Origin of the sequence: Octadecabacter sp. R77987, from assembly GCF_042466115.1 — a bacterium.
Taxonomy (GTDB): Bacteria; Pseudomonadota; Alphaproteobacteria; order Rhodobacterales; family Rhodobacteraceae; genus SW4.
On sequence record NZ_JAXHBQ010000001.1, the window covers coordinates 1,569,198 to 1,588,650 of the forward strand.

Sequence of the window (19,453 nt, forward strand, 5' to 3'; positions counted from 1 at the left end):
ATGAACGATATCGCCCCCGCCATTGAACTCAAGGGTATCTCCAAGGCCTTTGGCCCCGTCCAAGCCAACAAGGACATCGCGATCCGCGTGATGCCCGGCACGATCCACGGGATCATTGGCGAAAACGGCGCGGGCAAGTCGACACTCATGTCGATCCTTTACGGGTTCTACAAAGCCGACAAAGGCGAGATTTTCATCAGCGGGCGCAAGGTCCAGATTCCCGACAGTCAGGCAGCAATCGCTGCGGGTATCGGCATGGTATTCCAGCACTTCAAACTGGTCGAAAATTTCACCGTTCTTGAAAACGTGATCCTTGGGGCCGAGGACGGCGCGATGCTGCGCCCCAGCCTTGCCAAGGCGCGCCGCGAACTCAAGGCGCTGGCCGAGGAATACGGTCTGAACGTCGAACCCGATGCCGTGATCCAGGACATCGGTGTGGGCATGCAGCAGCGTGTTGAAATCCTCAAGGCGCTTTACCGTCAGGCCGACATCCTGATCCTGGACGAACCCACCGGCGTGCTGACCCCCGCCGAAGCCGATCAGCTGTTCCGCATTCTTGAACGCCTGCGCGAAGAAGGAAAAACCATCATCCTGATCACCCACAAGCTGCGCGAGATCATGGAAATCACCGACACCGTCAGCGTGATGCGGCGCGGCGAAATGACCGCCACTGTGAAAACCGCCGACACCAGCCCGCCTGAACTCGCCGAACTTATGGTCGGGCGCAAAGTGCTGTTGCGGGTCGACAAAGCCCCCGCCAAACCGGGCGAAAAGGTGCTCGAAGTCCGCGATCTGAACATTACCGATGACAAGGGCGTGCATCGCCTGAAGGGTGTCTCGTTTGACGTGCGTGCAGGTGAAATCCTCGGGATCGCCGGTGTTGCAGGCAACGGCCAGTCCGAACTTCTGGAAGTGCTGGGCGGCTATGAAAAGGCCACCGGCGAAATTCTGGTCAACGGCCAGGAAATCGACCTGACCGGCGGCAAGTCCGATGGCCAAAGCCGGCGCGCGCGCGGCATCGCCCATGTCCCCGAAGACCGCCAGCGCGAAGGTCTGATCATGGATTACTTCGCCTGGGAAAACATGGTGTTCGGCTATCACAAAGACCCGAAATATCAGCGCAATCGCCTGTTGATGGACAACACCGCGATCAAGAAAGACACCGCCGACAAGATGGAACGTTTCGACGTGCGCCCGCCCGATCCCTTCCTGCAAGCCAAAAGCTTTTCCGGCGGCAACCAACAGAAAATCGTGCTGGCCCGCGAGATGGAGCGCGACCCTGACCTGCTCTTGATCGGGCAGCCCACACGCGGCGTCGACATCGGCGCGATTGAATTCATCCACCAGCAAATTATCGCCCTGCGCGATCAGGGCAAGGCGATCCTGTTGGTATCAGTCGAACTTGAGGAAATCCTTTCCCTGTCCGACCGGATCGCCGTCATTTTTGATGGCAAGATGATGGGCGAACGCCTGCCCGCCGACACGGACGAAAACGAACTTGGCCTGATGATGGCCGGCATGACCAAGGGGGAGGCCGCCTGATGGAAAAGATGCCGAAATGGGCCGATGTTGTCCTTGTGCCGCTTGTCTCGCTGCTGCTTGCCGCAATTATTTCGGCCATTGTGATCCTTGCGATCGGGGAAAACCCATGGGCCGCCTTGAAACTGATGGTCAGTGGCGCACTAGGGTCCAGTTATGGCTGGGGCTACACGCTGTATTACGCGACAAATTTCATGTTCACGGGGCTTGCCGTGGCCGTGGCCTTTCATGCGCGCATGTTTAACATCGGCGGCGAAGGTCAGGCGATCCTGGGCGGCTTGGGCGTGGCAATTGTATGCCTTTACATCCCGTGGCCGCACTGGTCGCTTGCAGTCTTGGGGGCCACGGCAGGTGCTGCGCTATTCGGGGCCGCTTGGGCCATCATCCCTGCGTTTTTGCAAGCCAAACGCGGCAGTCATATCGTGATCACCACGATCATGTTCAACTTTATCGCCGCCGCCTTGCTGAATTACCTGCTGGTGAACCAACTCAAGGCGCCGGGCATGGAACCCGCCACATCGAAGTTCCCTGAACCCACGCACCTGCCCTCGTTTCAGGACTTGTTCAGCTTTGGCGAAATCACGCTGTTCCGTGGCACGCCCGCCAATGTTGCGTTCTTTGTTGCCGTGCTGGCCTGTATCGCCGTCTGGGTGCTGATCTGGAAAACCCGGCTGGGCTATGAAATCCGCGCCTTCGGGCATTCGGAATCGGCCGCGAAATACGCCGGGATCAGCCCGACCAAAATCATCATTGTGTCGATGGTCATCTCGGGCGGGTTGGCTGGCATGATGGCCGTGAACAACGTCATGGGCGAAGCGGAACGGCTTGTTTTGAACGCCGTAGAAGGCGCAGGTTTCATCGGTATCGCCGTGGCCCTGATGGGGCGAAGTCACCCCGCTGGCGTGTTCATTGCCGCGATCCTGTTCGGGTTCCTTTACCAAGGGGGCGCTGAACTGGCGCTGTGGACGAAGATCCCGCGCGAAATGATTGTCGTCATTCAGGCGCTGGTGATCATGTTCACGGGCGCGCTTGACCACATGGTGCGTGCACCGCTTGAAAAGGCGTTCATCGCCTTCAGCAAATCACACGCCAAGGCAGAGGGATAAAACATGGATCTCTTGTTCAACATTCAGGTCTGGGACTCGACCATCCGCCTTGCCACGCCACTGTTGTTGGCCTGTCTTGCAGGGTTGTTTTCCGAACGTTCCGGCATTTTCGACATCGGGCTTGAGGGCAAGATGCTGGCGGCTGCATTCCTGTCGGCCGCCGTCGCCTTTACCAGTGGCAGTGTCTGGATCGGCCTGCTTGCGGGGATCGGCGCGTCGATGGCGCTTTCAGCGCTGCATGGCGTTGCGTCCATCACCTTTCGCGGCAACCAACTGATTTCCGGCGTTGCCATCAACTTTCTGGCCGCGGGCCTGACGGTTGTTGTCGCGCAAAGCTGGTTTTCCCAAGGCGGGCGCACGCCTCAACTGGCCGGGGGCGCGCGGTTTGAACCGATTGAACTGCCATTTGCCACAGCACTTGCCGATGTGCCATTCATTGGCCCGATCTATGCCGATCTGATTTCTGGCCAAACGATCCTTGTTTACGTCGCCCTGATTTGCGTCCCCGCAACGTGGTGGCTGCTTTATCGCACGCGTTTCGGGTTGCGCCTGCGCGCCGTGGGCGAAAACCCCGCCGCCGTCGATACCGCTGGCGTGTCCGTCGTCGGGCTGCGCTTTGCGGCGGTGATGATCTGTGGCGTGCTGTGTGGCATCGCGGGTGCATATCTTGCCACCGCATTGCAGGCCGGTTTCACCAAGGACATGACCGCAGGGCGTGGCTATATCGCGCTGGCAGCGCTGATTTTCGCCAAATGGCGGCCGTGGTATGCACTGTCGGCGACGATCCTGTTTGGCTACTTGCAGGCGATTGCCCTGCGCCCTGACCTGATCGAGCGGACCTTCGGCTTTGAAATTCAGGGCCAATTGCTGGACGCCCTGCCCTTCATCATGACCGTGGTCATTCTGGCCGGTTTTGTCGGCAAGGCAATCCCACCACGCGCCGGTGGCGAACCCTATGTCAAAGAGCGCTGACCTTGCGGCCCTGATCCGCACCCGCGCCGGTGATGCGCCGGTGCAGGTCGGCCTGATCCTTGAGCTCGGGCCTTGGGCATCTGGCCGATGCAGTTGACGGTGTTGCGATCCCTTATGGCGATCTTGACGGTTTTCCCCACGCGGGCGTCAGCGGGCATAACCCCAACCTTGTGATCGGTGATCTGGAAGGCGTGCGCGTGGCCGTGTTTGGCGGGCGCGCGCATTACTACGAAAGCGGGCGCGGCGATGCGATGCGCCTGCCGCTTGAAGTGCTGCGCGACTTGGGCGCGGATACGCTGATCGCCACCAATGCGGCTGGATCCATGCGGGCGGACATGGTGACGGGATCAATCATGTGCCTGTCCGATCATATCAACTTTTCCGGCCTGAACCCGCTTATTGGCGAACCGACGGATGCGCGCTTTGTGCCGATGAAAGACGCCTATGATCTAGGCCTCCGCGCCGCCCTGCGCGCCGCCGCTACGGCCGAAAACACCGAAATGGCTGACGGCATCTATGCATGGTATTCCGGCCCGTCGTTTGAAACGCCCGCTGAAATTCGCGCGATTGCGATGCTGGGTGCGGACGCGGTTGGCATGTCCACTGTCCCCGAAGTGATCCTTGGCCGCTTCCTTGGGCTGCGCTGCGCGGCGATTTCCACGATCACCAACATGGCCGCAGGCATGAGCGACGAAAACATCAGCCACGAACACACCAAGGCCATGGCCCCCATCGGTGCGGCCAAGCTGGAAAAGGTGCTGCGCCGCTACTTGCGTGACCGCGGATAAATCCAGTTCCGGTTCAGCCATAGGTCCACAGACCAAAACCGGCCATATTTACCGCCATTTGCCCCCTGCGGCATTTGACTTGCTGGCCAAAGCGGCGTTTTCTAGGTAAGCGGCCTTATCCATCGCCGGACCCAGACACTTATGCAAATCTATCTTCCCATTGCCGAAGTATCGGTCAACGCCTTCCTCTTGTTGGGGTTGGGCGGGCTGGTCGGGATTTTGTCGGGTATGTTTGGCGTAGGCGGCGGTTTCCTGATGACGCCGCTGTTGTTCTTTATCGGCATCCCACCCGCTGTCGCCGTCGCGACCGAGGCCAACCAGATTGTCGCGTCATCCTTTTCCGGTGTGCTGGCGCATTTGAAACGCAAAACCGTCGATCTGCGCATGGGGACGGTGCTGCTGATTGGCGGACTTGTCGGTGCAGCACTTGGGGTAGTGGTGTTCAACTACCTGCGTTCGTTGGGGCAGGTCGATCTGCTGGTCAAGCTTTGCTATGTGCTGTTCCTTGGCGTCGTTGGCGGGCTGATGTTTCTGGAAAGCTGGCGCGCGATCCGGCGCAGCAAAAAGGCCGGGGCCGTGCCGGTCCGGCGCAAGCACACATGGGTGCATTCGCTGCCCTTCAAGATGAAATTCCGCGTGTCGGGGCTTTATATTTCGGTCATTCCACCGCTGATCGTCGGGGTCGTTGTAGGGATTCTTGCGGCGATCATGGGTGTTGGCGGTGGCTTTATCATGGTCCCCGCGATGATTTATCTGCTGGGCATGCCAACCAAGGTCGTTGTCGGCACTTCGCTGTTCCAGATCATTTTCGTGACTGCATTCACCACCCTGCTGCACGCGACAACCAACTTTACCGTCGATATTGCGCTGGCTGTGCTGTTGCTGATTGGCGGCGTGATCGGCGCGCAAGTCGGCACACGGATCGGCACACGGATGAAAGCCGAACAACTGCGTATCTGGCTTGCCATCATGGTGCTTGCCGTCTGTGCCAAGCTGGCGTTCGATCTTTTGGTGATGCCCTCCGAGCTGTATTCAATCGGCGAAAGCGGGCACGCATGATCCGGCTGTTCGCCCTGTTGGTGATCCTTGCCCTGCCCGCCAAGGCCGAAGAAGTTGTGCTGGGCCTGAGCCAGGACGCCGTGGCGATCACGGCAACCTTTGACGGTTCCGACATTTTGCTGTTCGGCGCGGTCAAACGCGAAGACCCGATTGATCTGGCCAGCGACCTGCAGGTCATCGTGACGATCGCCGGTCCGACCCTGCCCGCCACTGTCCGCCGCAAAGAGCGCCGACTGGGCATTTGGGTCAACACCGACGTTGTCGAAATTGATGGTGCGCCCTCCTTTTATGCTGTCGCAACCACGGCCCCGCTAGGCGACATCCTCAGCGATGTGGAAGACCTGCGCTACAAGATCAGCATCCCGCGTGCGATCCGGTCAGTCGGTGCGCCGATGGGCGTGACGGATTCCCACAATTTCACGGCTGCACTTATCCGTATCCGTGCAGGCAGCGACCTGTATCAGGTGCGCGAAGGCGCGGTGGACCTCGAAGAAAGCACGTTGTTCAGCGCCGCATTTCGCCTGCCCGCCAACCTGACCGAGGGCGATTATCACGCGCAGATTTACCTGACCCGCAACGGGATTGTCGTCGACGAATACGAAGCAGTTATTCCCGTCGAAAAGGTTGGACTGGAACGCTGGCTATACAACCTCGCCCATGAAAAGCCGCTGATCTATGGCCTTATGTCAATTGCGATTGCCATCGCGGCGGGCTGGGGTGCATCGGCGATCTTTTCGGCGCTACGCCGCTAACCGCGCCCGATATAGGGCATCTTGGTCGCCATGAACGTCTGGAATTGCACGTTGGCCTCGGGCGGAAGTTGCGCCATGCGCAGCACTGCATCAGCCACCAACCCCACGTCCATCGTCGCGATGCCGGGCTGCGATTTCGCCAGTTCCGCGACCATATCCGTGCGGGCGTTGCCGATATCGATCTGGCCGCAGGCAATATCGAACGGGCGACCATCCAGCGACAGCGTCTTGGTCAGCCCCGTCACCCCGTGTTTCGTGGTCGTATAGGTCACTGACCCGTCACGGGGCACATGGGCGCTGATCGACCCGTTGTTGATGATCCGCCCCCCCTGCGGTGACTGGTGGCGCATCTGGCCAAATGCAGCCCGCGCGCACAGGAACATCCCCGTCAGATTGACCGCAACGGCGCGGGTCCAGTCGGCCACGGGAATTTCGTCAATCGGCGCGGCGGGTGTGAAAACACCGGCGTTGTTGAACAGCACATCAAGACGGCCAGCCTTGGCTGCAAAGGTGCTGAATGCCTGCGCAACAGCGCCTTCGTCCGTCACATCACAGGGCAGCACGACAGCACCTCCCTGCCCTGCCGCGACCTCCTCCAGCAACGCAGCGCGCCGTGCAATCAGCCCGACACGCCAGCCATCTGCCAGAAAAACATCGGCACAGGCGCGCCCAATGCCGCCACTTGCCCCGGTGATGATGATGCTTTTCATTCGGCCTCCGGTTCCAGTTCCAGCGGCACCGGATCAACGCGCAAATCATCTGTGCTTAGCGTGCCACTGGGAAGCGCCAAACGGTTGCGCACGACCCAGCGCAACTGCGTTTCCGCCCGCGTGATCGCAACGTATGCAAGGCGCTTCCACAGTTGCGTGCCCGCCTCCATCCGGCCCATGCGGCTGGCGATCTGGATGTCGGGCGCAAAGACCTGCACCGTGTCCCACTGCGACCCTTGTGCCTTGTGGATTGTGACGGCAGCACCATGCAGAAACGTCGCCCCCATGCGGGCAGCAAAGGGAATGAACGGCTCCTCGTCGCCCTCGTGTTCGATCTTGACGATGGACGCCGCGCTGACTTGGGGGTCCTCGGCACCCATCACGTGCAGACGGCTAAACCCCGGCTTGCGCCCTGGCCCCAGATAGATCACCTGCGCGCCCTTGATCAGGCCGCGCGCCTCAAGATCAAGGCGCTTTTTGCGGTGCTTCATGGGCAGTTCGATCCCGTCACAGATCAGCGGCTCACCTTCCAGCAGCTCATCTTCGGGCGCGCCAAAGGCCGCGCGAAACGCATGGATCAGTTTGATACGCGTGGCATTGCGCCAGACCAGACAGGGCGAACGCGCCATCAGATCGCTTTCCACCCGCTGCGCCATGACGACCCGCTCATCACGCGCCGCAGCCTCCGCGATCATCTGTTCGAACTGGTGGAATTCCAGCGCCGGATCGCCCAATGCGTGCGCCAGATCAAGGATCGGGTTGTCCGCGTCCTGCCGGTGAATGCGGTTCAGCACCAGTTTGCGGTTCTCGGGCAGACTGTCGAATACCATACCCCCACCCTCGCCCTTGACGGGTGGCAGTTGTGCAGGGTCACCAAACAACAGCAGGGTTGGGAAAATCTCGGTCAGGTCTTCGAACTGCTTGCCATCCAGCATCGAACTTTCATCGACAAAGCCGATGTCCAACGGCTCCTCGCGGCGCTTCCATCCGGTGATGAAATCGCTGCCGCGCAAGCCTGCCGCTGCCAATGCCGCAGGCACAGATGTGTTCGCCTGATATGAGGCCCACGCCCGATCAAGCGCCACATCGGTCAGCCCTTCGATGTCGGGGCGCTCGCCCTGCCCGGCCAGCCATTCCGCGACCTTCTCGAATTCGGGATCATAGACGGGCGTATAAAGAATGCGGTGGATCGTCGTCGCCGGCACGCCGCGATTGCGCAACACGCTCGCGGCCTTGTTCGTGGGGGCGAGAATGGCCAGCGTGCGGCGATCCTTGCGCTTGCGCCCTTCCCAATCGCCCGACACCACATCAACGCCCGTATCGCGCAGCGCCTTGAACAGTTCAGCCAGCAACAGGGTCTTGCCCGACCCGGCCTTGCCAACCACAGCCATGACCGATGCGGCCGGATCGCCCGCAGGCGGCATCAACAATTGGTCATCCAGATTGATGCCCGCACTGCGCAGCGCCTCGGCGATGGCATCCCATGCTTCGGCCTGATCGTGTGAAAATGTGAGTGCGGGCAATGACATGGCGCGACCCTACAGCGCGCGCGCGCCACGTGCCAGAGGTCACGCCGCCTGTCGCGCAATCTGTGGCGGGTGGCCAAAGGCGCGGGCGAACCAGTGTTCAGACAGGGCCGACGAAATCCCCGCACGGCGCAGCACACGCATCCGCGCGTCAGGGGCATATTCCCACAGGCCCACGCTGATCTGGTCACGCCCCTTGCCACTGCTGCCCAGAACCGTCGGGGATGATCCGATCATCCGGTAAATCCGCACCATGCGGGCATCAAACACGCCGACGAAATGCGTCAGGGAAAACCCGCGCATCAATTCGCCACCTGCCAACATCAAAGCGCCCGCAACCTGTGGCGCTGCACCGCGCGCAAGGCAGAACCGCGTGCATTCCCAGATCAACGGGCTGGTGATGTCCGCACCCACCGTCAGATTGCCAAAATGGTCGCGCACCATCGTCTGGCCCGTGGTTGGCAGGAACCGCATCGATCCGCCGTGCGTGCCATCAGGGCGTTGCCAGATCACGTAAAGCGGGTTCAGGGCGTCGTAGTCATCGCGCTCCCACCCCAGTTCATCCACCTGCACATCCCAACCCAACCGGCGCGCAAACTGGTCAGCGCGATCACGAAACATCGACGCGCACAGGGCCGGATAATCCTTCAATTGATCAGCATAAAGATAACGCAGCATCCTGTTCCCCTTTGCGGCTTGCAACGGGGGCACGTTAGGATTGCGCTGGTTAACGGAATGAAAACCCTCCGTGACGGTGGGTTATTCAGCCGCCGCGCGCGGCGGGATCGTGCCTTTGCCGGGCCATGCACCGCTGGCCGCACGGGCCGATCCACCCACCACGATCATCCCTTCGGACATGGCACGCGCAACCGCGTGGGTCGTGTTGATCGCGCCCAGCTTGAAACGCGCGCTTTCGATATAGGCGCGCAAGGTATGTTCCGAGATCGACAGCATTTCGGCAACCTGCGCACGGGCATATCCCATCGCCAGAAATGTCAGCGCATCGACCTCGCGCGGGGACAGGGGTTTTGTGGGTTCCGGCGCGCGGTGCTTTTCAAACTCCAGCGCCTTTTTGTTGAAATAATGCGCGATCAGGATCAGGTCGCGCTGATGGTCTTGGGTAAAGCGCGCCCAGTCGTCGTCAGTGGCATTGGTCGATACCGAAAACAACGCAAATTGCCCGTTCGGTCCGCGCACGGGCACCGAAAACCCCTGATTGCCGACACCATGCGCGATTGCATCACGCTGGAAGGCTTGCGCCTGTTTTGATGACCAATCCAGCCGCTTCCATTCCACCGGATGAAACCGTTGGAAACACCCCAGCACCACAGGATCAACCCGCAAGTATTCGCGATCAAGGTAGTGCTGGATCCAGACCGGATCATAGGTGCCGCAACCGTATTGTTCGCCGTCCGCGCTGACCCAGTGATAAACGATGTGATCAACGCCAAACAGGTCGCGCAGGGCGAATGTCAGACCCTGAACATCATCAAGCCCGCGGGCCTGTTCCAGTCTCTCCAGAAAGTTGTCCAGCCTCAGCGCCGTCACCCACCACCGCAAGCGGCGTTCCCTTGGTCAGCGGCGCAATTTCGGCGCGCGCAACGCGCGCGGTCTGCACAAGTTGATCAGCCAGCAGTGGCAGATCATTCTTTTGCGCAAAAGCTTGCAGGTCCGATAATACGTCGATGATCCACTTCTGTCCCATGGGCCAGTCTCCTCGCGAGAAGTTAACGTTTGATTAACAACCTATGGTAGCATTGCAGGATTAACGAAACATATCCGCCAATTCGGACCCGCCATTTATGGGGGGAGGGCACCACGCCAACCATCTGAAAAGAAAAAGGGCACGGCCCCCATGCAGGCCGCACCCCTTGTTTTAGCGAATCAGCCGCCGAAACCTAGCGCGGCCCCGCGTCCACAGCATCTTCAAGCGTGCGCAGACCGGTCTTTGGAGACTGCACCAGCACCGCCATATTACCGGGCTTATGCTCGTTCTTGCGCATTTTGGTGTGGGCGGCGGGAATATCATCCCAGCCAAACACCTCGGACATGCAGGGATCAAGGCGGCGCTCGATCATCAGCCGGTTGGCGGATGCGGCCTGTTTCAGATGGGCAAAGTGGCTGCCCTGAAGGCGTTTCTGATGCATCCACATGTAACGCACATCAAACGTGCAGTTGAAGCCTGTGGTGCCCGCACAAATCACGACCATCCCGCCCTTTTTGCACACAAGCGTGGAGACAGGGAACGTGGCCTCGCCGGGGTGTTCGAACACCATGTCGACGTTGTTGCCCTTGCCGGTGATGTCCCAGATCGCCTTGCCGAACTTGCGGGCCTCGCGCAGCCAGTCATTGTATTCCGGGGTGTTCACTGTGGGGAGTTGGCCCCAGCAGTTGAAATCTTTGCGGTTGATCACGCCTTTGGCGCCAAGGCCCATAACAAACTCGCGCTTGTCCTCTTCGGAAATGACGCCAATCGCGTTGGCCCCCGCCGTGTTGATCAACTGGATCGCATAAGAGCCCAGACCACCCGACGCGCCCCAGACCAGCACGTTTTGACCGGGCTTGAGATCATGAGGTTCGTGACCGAACAGCATCCGGTAGGCCGTGGCGAGCGTAAGCGTGTAACAGGCACTTTCTTCCCATGTCAGGTGCTTGGGACGGTGCATCAATTGCTGCGACTGCACACATGTGAACTGCGCGAACGACCCATCAGGCGTTTCATAGCCCCAAATACGTTGGCTTTCGGAAAACATCGGATCGCCGCCGTTGCATTCCTCGTCGTCGCCATCATCCTGGTTGCAGTGAATGACAACCTCGTCGCCGACCTTCCAACGCTTGACCTTGTCACCCACGGCCCAAACGAAGCCAGACGCATCTGACCCCGCGATATGATAATCGGCCTTGTGCACGTCAAAGGGGCTGATCGGGATGCCAAGACCGGCCCAGACGCCATTGTAATTCACGCCTGCGGCCATCACGAGAACCAGAACTTCGTGGCTATCGGGCTTTTGCACATCGACCACTTCGACCTGAAACGCCTGTTCGGGTTCGCCGTGGCGTTCGCGGCGGATTGTCCAGGCATACATCTGTGCGGGAACATGGCCCATCGGGGGCATTTCACCGATGTCATACAGGTCTTTTTCGGGCGCTGTATATGTTGCGATATCAGCATTTACATCCAAGGCCATCTTGGTCTCCATCGGTTTCGGATCCTGTTTTCAGGCAATGCGCGCTGCACCGCAGAATCGTTACGTTCACCTATGCTTAGCAAGTCATCTCGCAAGATTGCAATCCCAAACGGGCCATTTTTGTAATTTAATTACTTTGCCGTTGCAGAAATTCCTGCCGGCTTTGCTGCGCCTGCATCAAAGTGACCCGCAATCGAAGCTGCGTAGTAGGCCAGAACATCGCGCGATTCAGCGGGAACCTGCAGATCATCCCCGATCAGACGGCGCTGACGCAGCCGCATCAATGCGTCCTCGATCACTTTATCCAGCCCGCGCCGTGGCAAAGGCGCGTCGGTGCTAGCCAGGGCTGTCAGATCAGCATTCACCTTGGCGCGCAAATCTGCCGCATCCGTAACACCAGCCAACAAGACACGCGCCACCAGCGGCACCGGCAGCACCGGCATCGCGCGGCGAATGCGCACCATCAACTCGTGACCGACAGCCTCGGTCTGGTCGCCCTCGCGGCCCTGCATGAAGTCACCCAGCGACAAAGGTTCACCAAAGCTGACAGACGCCGTGCCGAATTTGTCGAACCGTCGCGTGATCCGCTGCCACAAATGCGCCAGCACCGCGCGGCAAACAGTGGACAGGGGTGGGCGAAACCGGCGCACACCGGACTTGTCGGCGGCAATCAGAAACTTATCCTCCAGCACCCGATCATAGTTCAGCGCGACAGGAACAAAGATCACCTCGCGCCCGTCCGGTTTGAAATCCGACACGATGTAATTGAGCAAGCCAAGGCGCGGTTCGGCAACTGCCCCGGTCAGGCTTAGCCCGCCCTCGGGAAACACGGCCTGCGTCACGCCCCCTGCCGTTGCCATCTGCACATAGCGCGCCAGCACCTTACGATAAAGTGCGCCGCGCGATTTTCGCCGGATGAAATACGCGCCCATCATGCGAATGACAGCCGACAGCGGCCAGACCCGCGCCCATTCGCCCACCGCATAGGACAGCGCCGATGCGCGCGCGACAAGATAAGTTACCAGCATGTAGTCCATGTTGCTGCGGTGGTTCATCACAAAGATAATTGCCGCGTCCGGGTTCATCCCCTCGATCTGCGCGCGATCAAATACCCCCAGCCGAATACGATACAGCGACCGCGACAGCCACCGCGCCAGCCGCGTGCCAAAGGTGAAATAGGCCGTGGCGGAAAACGATGGCACGATCTCGCGGGCATAGCTGCGCGCCTTTTCAAAGGCCACGTTTTCGGGAATGCCTTCCTTGCGGGCGTATTCACCGATTTCCTGCACGACCTCGGCGTCATAGATCAGCCGCTGGATCATGTCATAGCGGCGCGCCAGCTTGAACGGCTCGATCGGGCGGGGCAAACGGGCGTTGACCTTGGCGATCACCCGTTCCGCGCGGCGGCGGAAAAACCAACGCACGGACGGAAACAGGAAATGTGACGCGAACGTCACCGCTGCAAACAGCACAATCAGGATCAAGAGCCATAATGGCAGGTGCACGGTTTGCGTCATGGCATGACCTTACAGTGTTCTGCGCCGCCGTAAATCCACCCATGCCGCAACGCAGCGAATTGACAAGGTCATAAAGTGTCGATTATCCATGGCTTTGAGAAATAAAATTACCAAACCTGATTCAAGAGGCCACCCGATGTCGCATCCGCAGAAAGATCGCCCATGGCTGTTCCGCACCTACGCGGGCCATTCGACGGCCGCGGCGTCCAACGCGCTTTATCGTGGCAATCTGGCCAAGGGGCAGACGGGCCTGTCCGTGGCCTTTGATCTGCCCACGCAAACCGGTTACGACAGCGATCACGAACTGGCGCGGGGTGAAGTCGGCAAAGTCGGCGTGCCGGTCTGCCACATGGGCGATATGCGTGCGCTGTTTGCCGATATCCCGCTGGACCAGATGAACACATCAATGACGATCAACGCGACCGCGCCATGGCTGCTGTCGCTTTATATCGCCGTGGCCGAGGAACAGGGTGCTGACGTATCCGCCCTGCAAGGCACTGTGCAGAACGACATCATCAAGGAATACCTGTCGCGCGGCACCTATATCTGCCCGCCCGAACCGTCCCTGCGGATGATCACCGATGTGGCTGCCTATACCCGCCAGCACCTGCCCAAATGGAACCCGATGAACGTCTGCAGCTATCACCTGCAAGAAGCGGGTGCGACACCGGAACAAGAACTGGCCTTTGCACTGGCCACGGCCACGGCGGTGCTGGACGACCTGCAAGGCAAGGTCGCCGCGCAAGATTTCCCCGAAATGGTGGGCCGGATCAGCTTTTTCGTCAACGCGGGCATCCGGTTCGTGACGGAACTGTGCAAGATGCGCGCCTTTGTCGAACTCTGGGATGAAATCTGCCAGACACGGTATGGCGTCCAAGACCCGAAATTCCGCCGTTTCCGCTATGGCGTGCAGGTCAACTCGCTTGGCCTCACCGAACAGCAGCCTGAAAACAACGTCTATCGCATCCTGTTGGAAACTCTGGCTGTGACCCTGTCGAAAAATGCCCGCGCCCGTGCCGTGCAACTGCCCGCCTGGAACGAAGCCTTGGGCCTGCCCCGCCCGTGGGATCAGCAATGGTCGCTGCGGATGCAACAGATCCTTGCCTATGAAACGGACCTTCTGGAATTTGGCGACCTGTTTGATGGCAACCCCGTGGTCACGGCCAAGGTTGATGCCCTGAAACACGGCGCGCGCGCTGAACTGGCGCAGATTGATGCGATGGGCGGGGCCGTGGGCGCGATTGACTACATGAAATCCCGACTGGTCGAAAGCAACGCCGCGCGGATTGCCGATATCGAAAGTGGCGACACCACGGTTGTCGGTGTGAATAAATGGACGACTGGCGAACCCTCGCCCCTGACGGCGGGCGATGATGCGATCATGGTGGCTGACAAGGATGCCGAGGCCGATCAACTGGTCCGCCTGACCGCGTGGAAAGCTGCGCGCGATGGGGCTGCCGTGCGCACCGCCCTTGCGGAACTGCGCGCAGCCGCGAGCGCCGGCGAAAACGTCATGCCCCCGTCGATCGCCTGCGCCAAAGCGGGCGTGACAACCGGCGAATGGGCCGATGTGATCCGCGCCGTGCACGGCCAGTATCGCGGACCAACGGGCGTCAGCCACAACCCGTCCAACCGCACCGAAGGGCTGGACGATATCCGTGATCGTGTCGCCGCCGTCAGCCAGCGCCTTGGGCGCCGCCTGAAGTTCCTTGTCGGCAAACCCGGCCTTGATGGCCATTCCAACGGGGCCGAACAGATCGCCGCCCGTGCGCGCGATTGTGGCATGGATATTTCCTACGAAGGCATCCGCCTGACCCCTGCCGAAATTGTCGCCGCCGCACAAAAGGACGATGCCCACGTCATCGGGCTGTCGATCCTTTCGGGGTCTCACATCCCGCTGATCGGTGAAATCATCAAACAACTGGACGCCGCTGGCCTTGGCCACATTCCGGTCGTCGCGGGCGGAATTATCCCGGATGATGATGCCAATCAATTGCGGGCGATGGGGGTTGCGCGGGTTTATACGCCAAAGGACTTTGAATTGAACCGGATCATGGATGATATTGTCACCTTGGCAGATCCCAGCGAAGTCGCAGCCCAGTAATTCAATTCGGCGATGAATTGCACTTTTGGGCAGCTCAACAAGAATTGAATCGCAAATACCAAATTCATCCCCTATGAGGCCTTCTAGATCTGCAAACTGGAAAGCCTCATGACAAACGACCTTTCAAAAATGAACCGCAAAGCGCTTGAGAAACTGGCAAGCGATGTCGACAAGGCCCTGCGCAAGATCGAAAAGCAGGAATTGAAAGCCGCGCGCGCCGCCGCTGAAAAAGCCGCACGTGCACACGGGTTTTCTTTGGCCCAGATTACAGGTGCGACACCCGCAGCGAAGAAAGTCAAAAAGGCGGGTGCAAAATCCGCGCCAAAATATGCCAACCCTGCAAATCGCGATCAAACATGGACAGGCAAGGGCCGCCAACCCGACTGGTATAAATCAGCAATTGCCGCAGGCACGCCCGCCGACGACATGGCAATCTAGGGGTTATTCCAAAAGTTTCACAAGATCGCGGTAAGCATAGCCGGGCGCAATCACACCCATATCACCCGCAATGAAATTCGCATCTGCGGGCAAACACCCAAGCCCGCAGATTTGCGAAACTTCCATATCATTTGTGTCAACATTCCAAAGCCGTCCGCCCGGGGTTGCAACATATCCGTCAATCCCTTCCAGTTCGTCGCCTTCAATATCGTCAGCGCTGGGAACCTCGTTGTAGTAGTCAGGCGAAAACGCACCATGCGTGTGATATGATGCGGTGACAAGACCAATATCCACGGGTTCGTCCGCAAGACAGCTCGCCTTTTCGCCGCGTGTGGGGCGGGTCGCAATCAATTCACCGGCCGCGTCAAAACCGATATATCCGCAGTATTCGACGTTCTCGTTGATCGAGCGCATCTGGATATCTGTCAGAACCTGGCGTGCCAGTGCCAGTTCCGCATTATCTTGGGCAAACGATACCTGCCCCGCAAGACAGATCGCCAAGGCGCAACCGATACGCCTATTCACCAAGCTTCTGAACCAATTCGTCATAGGTATAGGTCTTTTCGATCGTGCCGTTGATACCCTTGTAGAACCGCGGCGCCATGGGCAGACACCCAATTGCGCAAACAAGCCGCGATTGATTGTCTTTTGAATCGACAAACCACAGCCGCCCGCCGGGCGTCGCAACCCACCCGTTGATCCCCAAAGACCGGTCGCCCGCCATATCCACATCGCTTGGCACCTCGTTAAAGTAGCCGATGTCGAATGTGCCATGCGTGTGATATGACGCGATCACAACCATATCGCTGGGCCAGACTGGCAGGCAGCTGGCCTGCGTGCCTGCCTCGGCCTCGGTCGCGCCAAGACTGCCATCGGGGTAACGCCCGACATAGCCACAATATTCGCGCTCCTTGCGAAACGAAACCGGTTGCAGGTCTTCGAAAATCGCCATCACGAAATCAATTTCTTCCCATGTCGGGTCAACACCCGGACGCGCATTCACAGCAAATGGCAGCACCGCAATGCAGGTCGCAAAACGCAGGGCGCGCATCAAATCAGCCATTGGTTTCTTTCGCCTCTCAAGCTACCCATTCAGGATAGTCACAAAAACAGGGGTTCGCCACATGACAATCCACATCGGTGCAAAACTAGGCGATATTGCCGAAACCGTCCTGATGCCGGGCGATCCCTATCGCGCGAAATGGGCCGCCGAAACCTTTCTGGAAAACGCTGTCTGCGTGAACGAAGTGCGCGGCATGTTGGGCTTTACCGGCACATGGAAAGGCAACCGTGTCACCATTCAGGGGTCAGGTATGGGCATGCCGTCCCTGTCGATCTATGCCAACGAATTGATCAGCGAATACAACGCCCAAACCCTGATCCGCATCGGATCATGCGGCGGGATGCAGGATCATGTAGGCGTGCGCGATGTGATCCTTGCGACAACGGCGTCAACGCTGTCCACACCATCGCGCGGGATTTTCAAGGAATTGAACTATGCGCCCACCGCCGATTTCGACCTGCTCCACAAAGCCTATCACGCCGCAGAAACCCTCAAGGTGAAAACCCACGTGGGCGGGATCTATTCATCGGACGTGTTTTACGACGAACGCCCTGATCTGAACGAACAGATGCAGCGGCACGGCATTCTTGGCGTCGAAATGGAAGCGGCGGAACTTTATATTCTTGCCGCCCGTCACAAGCGCCGCGCGCTTGCCGTGCTGACCGTCAGCGACCACCTGCTGACGCACGAAGCCCTGCCCGCAGATCAACGCGAGCGCAGCTTTGGTGACATGGTCGATATCGCGCTGACAGCCGCGTTCAGTTAAACCGCTCTGGCCCGTAAGGGGCCAGCATATCATCGCGCTGGCCGTGCAGGATGTCTTGCGCGGCCAGTTTGCCAACCAGCGGACCCAACGTAATGCCACTGTGCATTGACGCCATGTAAAGCCCCTGCACCCCGCGCGCCGCACCAACAACGGGAAACCCATCCACCGGCACGGGGCGCTGGCCCGTCATGATCGCCGCAACCTTCAGATCAGGCACCGAGGGCAGCCGCGCGCGCAACCGCTCCAGCATCTTGGCGGCAAAATCGGCGGGGCTTTCGCCCAAGGCCTCGTCCAGCCCGCCGCCGCTGAAGACTTCGCCCATGATGACGCGGCCATCGTTTTCCTGCCGGAAATGAATGTCGGGCGACATGATCACATGGCGCACGATCGGCGCCACGGGGGCGGTATGCACGATCACGCCGGTCTTGTTGTCCATCGGCAGGCGTTCACCAACAGTCGCCAGAAGTTCACCACAAGCAACGCCTGTGGCAACCACCACGCAATCGGCAGCTATATCGCCAAAATTCGTCGTGACACCTGTGACCTGATCGCCCTGCACCACAAACCCCGTGACCTTGCAGCCCGCGACAACCGTCGCGCCCCACGCGGCGGCCGCAGCCAGCAACGCGCGGGTCATCGCCTCGCCATCGGCGGCCCCTTCGACGGTCGTGCGAATGCATTGGTCAGGCGGGTCGGCCACATCGGGTTCCAGCGCGCGAAACCCCGCCGCATCGACCAGTTCTGCCTCGTATCCAAACGCCTTCATTTCGGCAAAATGCGCATCAAAATCCGCACCACTGTCTTCCCACCACAGGCTCCCGTGCCACCGCACGGGCGCGCTTGCCCCGATCCGGTCCGCCACATCGCGAAACGCATCAATTGCCGCACGACGCAGACGGAAATACGCGGGCGTTTCCGCGAAATTCGCATTGATCCAGCCGAATGATTTCCCACTCGCCCCGCTTGCTGGTGCCGCCGCATCCAGCACGGTGACATCCGCCCCGCCCTCGGACAGATGCAGGGCAATCGACGCGCCGATAATCCCCGCGCCGACGATGACAATTTTCTGGGTCATGACGCGCGCTGGAACACGGTTGGAAACCAATCTTCGCGCAGCTTTTGCCCCACAACCATGTCATGCCCCGGAAACGGCGGGGATGTGGGGCCGGGCCGCTGCACGTAACGCGTATCGTCACCCAGCAGACGCAGCGAAAACGCCCGGCGGCGCACAGCGGCGTCATTCCCGCGCGCGCCGTGCAAGATGCCATAGTTGAACGCCACCGCATCGCCGGGTTCCATCGCCCACTCACGAATATCCATCCCCTCGCGGTCGGGGTCCGGCACGGGCATATAGGCGTCATCGTCGGGGTAGAAATTCGTCTCGGACAACCAGCGGGTTGGCACCACCGGCTTGGGCCATAAATGCGACCCTGCGACACAGCGCAAGGATGCATCCGTCACCGGATCGACAGGCGACCAGAAGCTGACGTTCTGAACCCCGTCGACAAAATAATACGGCCCGTCCTGATGCCACGGCGTGGGTTTGCTGGTGCCCGGCTCCTTGACCAGCACATGATCGTGAAACACCTGCACCGCCTGCGATCCCATCAAGTCAGCTGCGACTTCGGCGGCGGGCGAATCGCGGATCACATCCGCGAATTCAGGGATACGCGTCCAGTTGCAATAGTCGTCAAAAAACCGCCCTGCCTCGCCCTCTTTCAGGTTCTCGGCAGCGTAGGGGCCGGGGTCAGCCATGTTGCGGTCGATCCCTTTGCGGATCGTATCAACGTGATCGGCAAACAGTCCCTTGACCAATACGACACCATCGCGCTGATAGGTGGCAATCATTTCTTCGGTGACAAGTGCGTGTGGCATCGTAAACTCCCATTGGCCCAAGTATGATCACACCCGCCACCAATGCCAAG

General features: G+C 59.7%; 19 protein-coding genes and 1 pseudogene. 9 read left to right on the forward strand and 11 right to left on the reverse strand.

The genetic code is table 11. The annotated features are described in order from the left end of the window. From SJY21_RS07965 to SJY21_RS07990, 6 genes and pseudogenes are all read left to right on the forward strand, one after another. Complete coding sequence (locus SJY21_RS07965) at window positions 1-1,542, forward strand: ABC transporter ATP-binding protein (protein WP_377508641.1); 1,542 nt, start codon at window positions 1-3, stop codon at window positions 1,540-1,542. After that, window positions 1,542-2,645, forward strand: coding sequence for an ABC transporter permease (locus SJY21_RS07970; RefSeq protein WP_377508644.1), 1,104 nt, complete (start codon window positions 1,542-1,544; stop codon window positions 2,643-2,645). The genes SJY21_RS07965 and SJY21_RS07970 overlap by 1 nt, the downstream gene beginning before the upstream one ends. Window positions 2,646-2,648: 3 nt before the next feature. Beyond that, the gene (locus SJY21_RS07975) at window positions 2,649-3,617 is read left to right on the forward strand and encodes an ABC transporter permease (RefSeq protein WP_377508647.1); all 969 of its coding nucleotides are present in this window, start codon (window positions 2,649-2,651) and stop codon (window positions 3,615-3,617) included. Further along, window positions 3,601-4,405 (forward strand): annotated as a pseudogene (locus SJY21_RS07980) (purine-nucleoside phosphorylase). The gene SJY21_RS07975 and the pseudogene SJY21_RS07980 overlap by 17 nt, the downstream one beginning before the upstream one ends. A 141-nt stretch (window positions 4,406-4,546) precedes the next feature. Beyond that, on the forward strand, window positions 4,547-5,464 hold the full coding sequence (locus tag SJY21_RS07985; RefSeq protein ID WP_377508650.1) for a sulfite exporter TauE/SafE family protein: 918 nt from the start codon (window positions 4,547-4,549) through the stop codon (window positions 5,462-5,464). Next, window positions 5,461-6,216, forward strand: a complete 756-nt coding sequence (locus SJY21_RS07990; protein WP_377508653.1) for a TIGR02186 family protein — start codon at window positions 5,461-5,463, stop codon at window positions 6,214-6,216. The genes SJY21_RS07985 and SJY21_RS07990 overlap by 4 nt, the downstream gene beginning before the upstream one ends. On the opposite strand, the gene SJY21_RS07995 is transcribed toward SJY21_RS07990, so the two are convergent. From SJY21_RS07995 to SJY21_RS08025, 7 genes are all read right to left on the reverse strand, one after another. Next, a complete protein-coding gene (locus SJY21_RS07995) occupies window positions 6,213-6,926 on the reverse strand; it encodes an SDR family oxidoreductase (protein ID WP_377508656.1) in 714 nt (237 codons plus the stop codon). The two genes, SJY21_RS07990 and SJY21_RS07995, sit on opposite strands and share 4 nt — an antisense overlap. Next, window positions 6,923-8,455 carry an ATP-dependent RecD-like DNA helicase gene (locus SJY21_RS08000; protein WP_377508659.1) on the reverse strand — a complete coding sequence of 511 codons (1,533 nt, stop codon included), beginning with the start codon at window positions 8,453-8,455 and terminating at the stop codon, window positions 6,923-6,925. The genes SJY21_RS07995 and SJY21_RS08000 overlap by 4 nt, the downstream gene beginning before the upstream one ends. A 39-nt stretch (window positions 8,456-8,494) precedes the next feature. Then, the gene (locus tag SJY21_RS08005; RefSeq protein WP_377508662.1) at window positions 8,495-9,130 is read right to left on the reverse strand and encodes an acyl-homoserine-lactone synthase; all 636 of its coding nucleotides are present in this window, start codon (window positions 9,128-9,130) and stop codon (window positions 8,495-8,497) included. A gap of 81 nt (window positions 9,131-9,211) precedes the next feature. After that, entirely contained in the window at window positions 9,212-10,000 is a 789-nt protein-coding gene (locus SJY21_RS08010; RefSeq protein WP_377508665.1) for an autoinducer binding domain-containing protein, read from the reverse strand. Then, a complete protein-coding gene (locus tag SJY21_RS08015; RefSeq protein WP_377508668.1) occupies window positions 9,942-10,157 on the reverse strand; it encodes a hypothetical protein in 216 nt (71 codons plus the stop codon). The genes SJY21_RS08010 and SJY21_RS08015 overlap by 59 nt, the downstream gene beginning before the upstream one ends. Before the next feature lie 193 nt (window positions 10,158-10,350). Further along, window positions 10,351-11,640 carry a crotonyl-CoA carboxylase/reductase gene (ccrA, locus tag SJY21_RS08020; protein ID WP_377513194.1) on the reverse strand — a complete coding sequence of 430 codons (1,290 nt, stop codon included), beginning with the start codon at window positions 11,638-11,640 and terminating at the stop codon, window positions 10,351-10,353. A 131-nt stretch (window positions 11,641-11,771) separates the two neighbouring features. Then, window positions 11,772-13,157: a 1-acyl-sn-glycerol-3-phosphate acyltransferase gene (locus tag SJY21_RS08025; RefSeq protein WP_377508671.1), complete on the reverse strand. Its 1,386-nt coding sequence runs from the start codon at window positions 13,155-13,157 to the stop codon at window positions 11,772-11,774. 136 nt (window positions 13,158-13,293) lie between these two features. Here SJY21_RS08025 and SJY21_RS08030 point away from each other — a divergent pair, with 136 nt between their 5' ends. Beyond that, window positions 13,294-15,261: a methylmalonyl-CoA mutase family protein gene (locus SJY21_RS08030; protein ID WP_377508673.1), complete on the forward strand. Its 1,968-nt coding sequence runs from the start codon at window positions 13,294-13,296 to the stop codon at window positions 15,259-15,261. A gap of 108 nt (window positions 15,262-15,369) precedes the next feature. Continuing rightward, on the forward strand, window positions 15,370-15,699 hold the full coding sequence (locus SJY21_RS08035; RefSeq protein ID WP_377508676.1) for an H-NS family nucleoid-associated regulatory protein: 330 nt from the start codon (window positions 15,370-15,372) through the stop codon (window positions 15,697-15,699). Between the two features lie 3 nt (window positions 15,700-15,702). On the opposite strand, the gene SJY21_RS08040 is transcribed toward SJY21_RS08035, so the two are convergent. Both SJY21_RS08040 and SJY21_RS08045 read right to left on the reverse strand, forming a co-directional pair. Then, the gene (locus SJY21_RS08040) at window positions 15,703-16,224 is read right to left on the reverse strand and encodes a DUF4329 domain-containing protein (RefSeq protein ID WP_377508679.1); all 522 of its coding nucleotides are present in this window, start codon (window positions 16,222-16,224) and stop codon (window positions 15,703-15,705) included. Next, entirely contained in the window at window positions 16,217-16,762 is a 546-nt protein-coding gene (locus SJY21_RS08045; RefSeq protein WP_377508681.1) for a DUF4329 domain-containing protein, read from the reverse strand. Before SJY21_RS08045 ends, SJY21_RS08040 begins: the two co-directional genes overlap by 8 nt. A 61-nt stretch (window positions 16,763-16,823) precedes the next feature. On the opposite strand from SJY21_RS08045, the gene deoD reads away from it, so the two are divergent. Continuing rightward, on the forward strand, window positions 16,824-17,528 hold the full coding sequence (gene deoD, locus SJY21_RS08050; protein ID WP_377508684.1) for a purine-nucleoside phosphorylase: 705 nt from the start codon (window positions 16,824-16,826) through the stop codon (window positions 17,526-17,528). On the opposite strand, the gene SJY21_RS08055 is transcribed toward deoD, so the two are convergent. After that, the gene (locus tag SJY21_RS08055; protein WP_377508687.1) at window positions 17,521-18,603 is read right to left on the reverse strand and encodes an NAD(P)/FAD-dependent oxidoreductase; all 1,083 of its coding nucleotides are present in this window, start codon (window positions 18,601-18,603) and stop codon (window positions 17,521-17,523) included. The genes deoD and SJY21_RS08055 overlap by 8 nt on opposite strands. Continuing rightward, complete coding sequence (locus SJY21_RS08060; RefSeq protein ID WP_377508690.1) at window positions 18,600-19,403, reverse strand: phytanoyl-CoA dioxygenase family protein; 804 nt, start codon at window positions 19,401-19,403, stop codon at window positions 18,600-18,602. Before SJY21_RS08060 ends, SJY21_RS08055 begins: the two co-directional genes overlap by 4 nt. Between the last annotated feature and the right edge of the window lie 50 nt (window positions 19,404-19,453).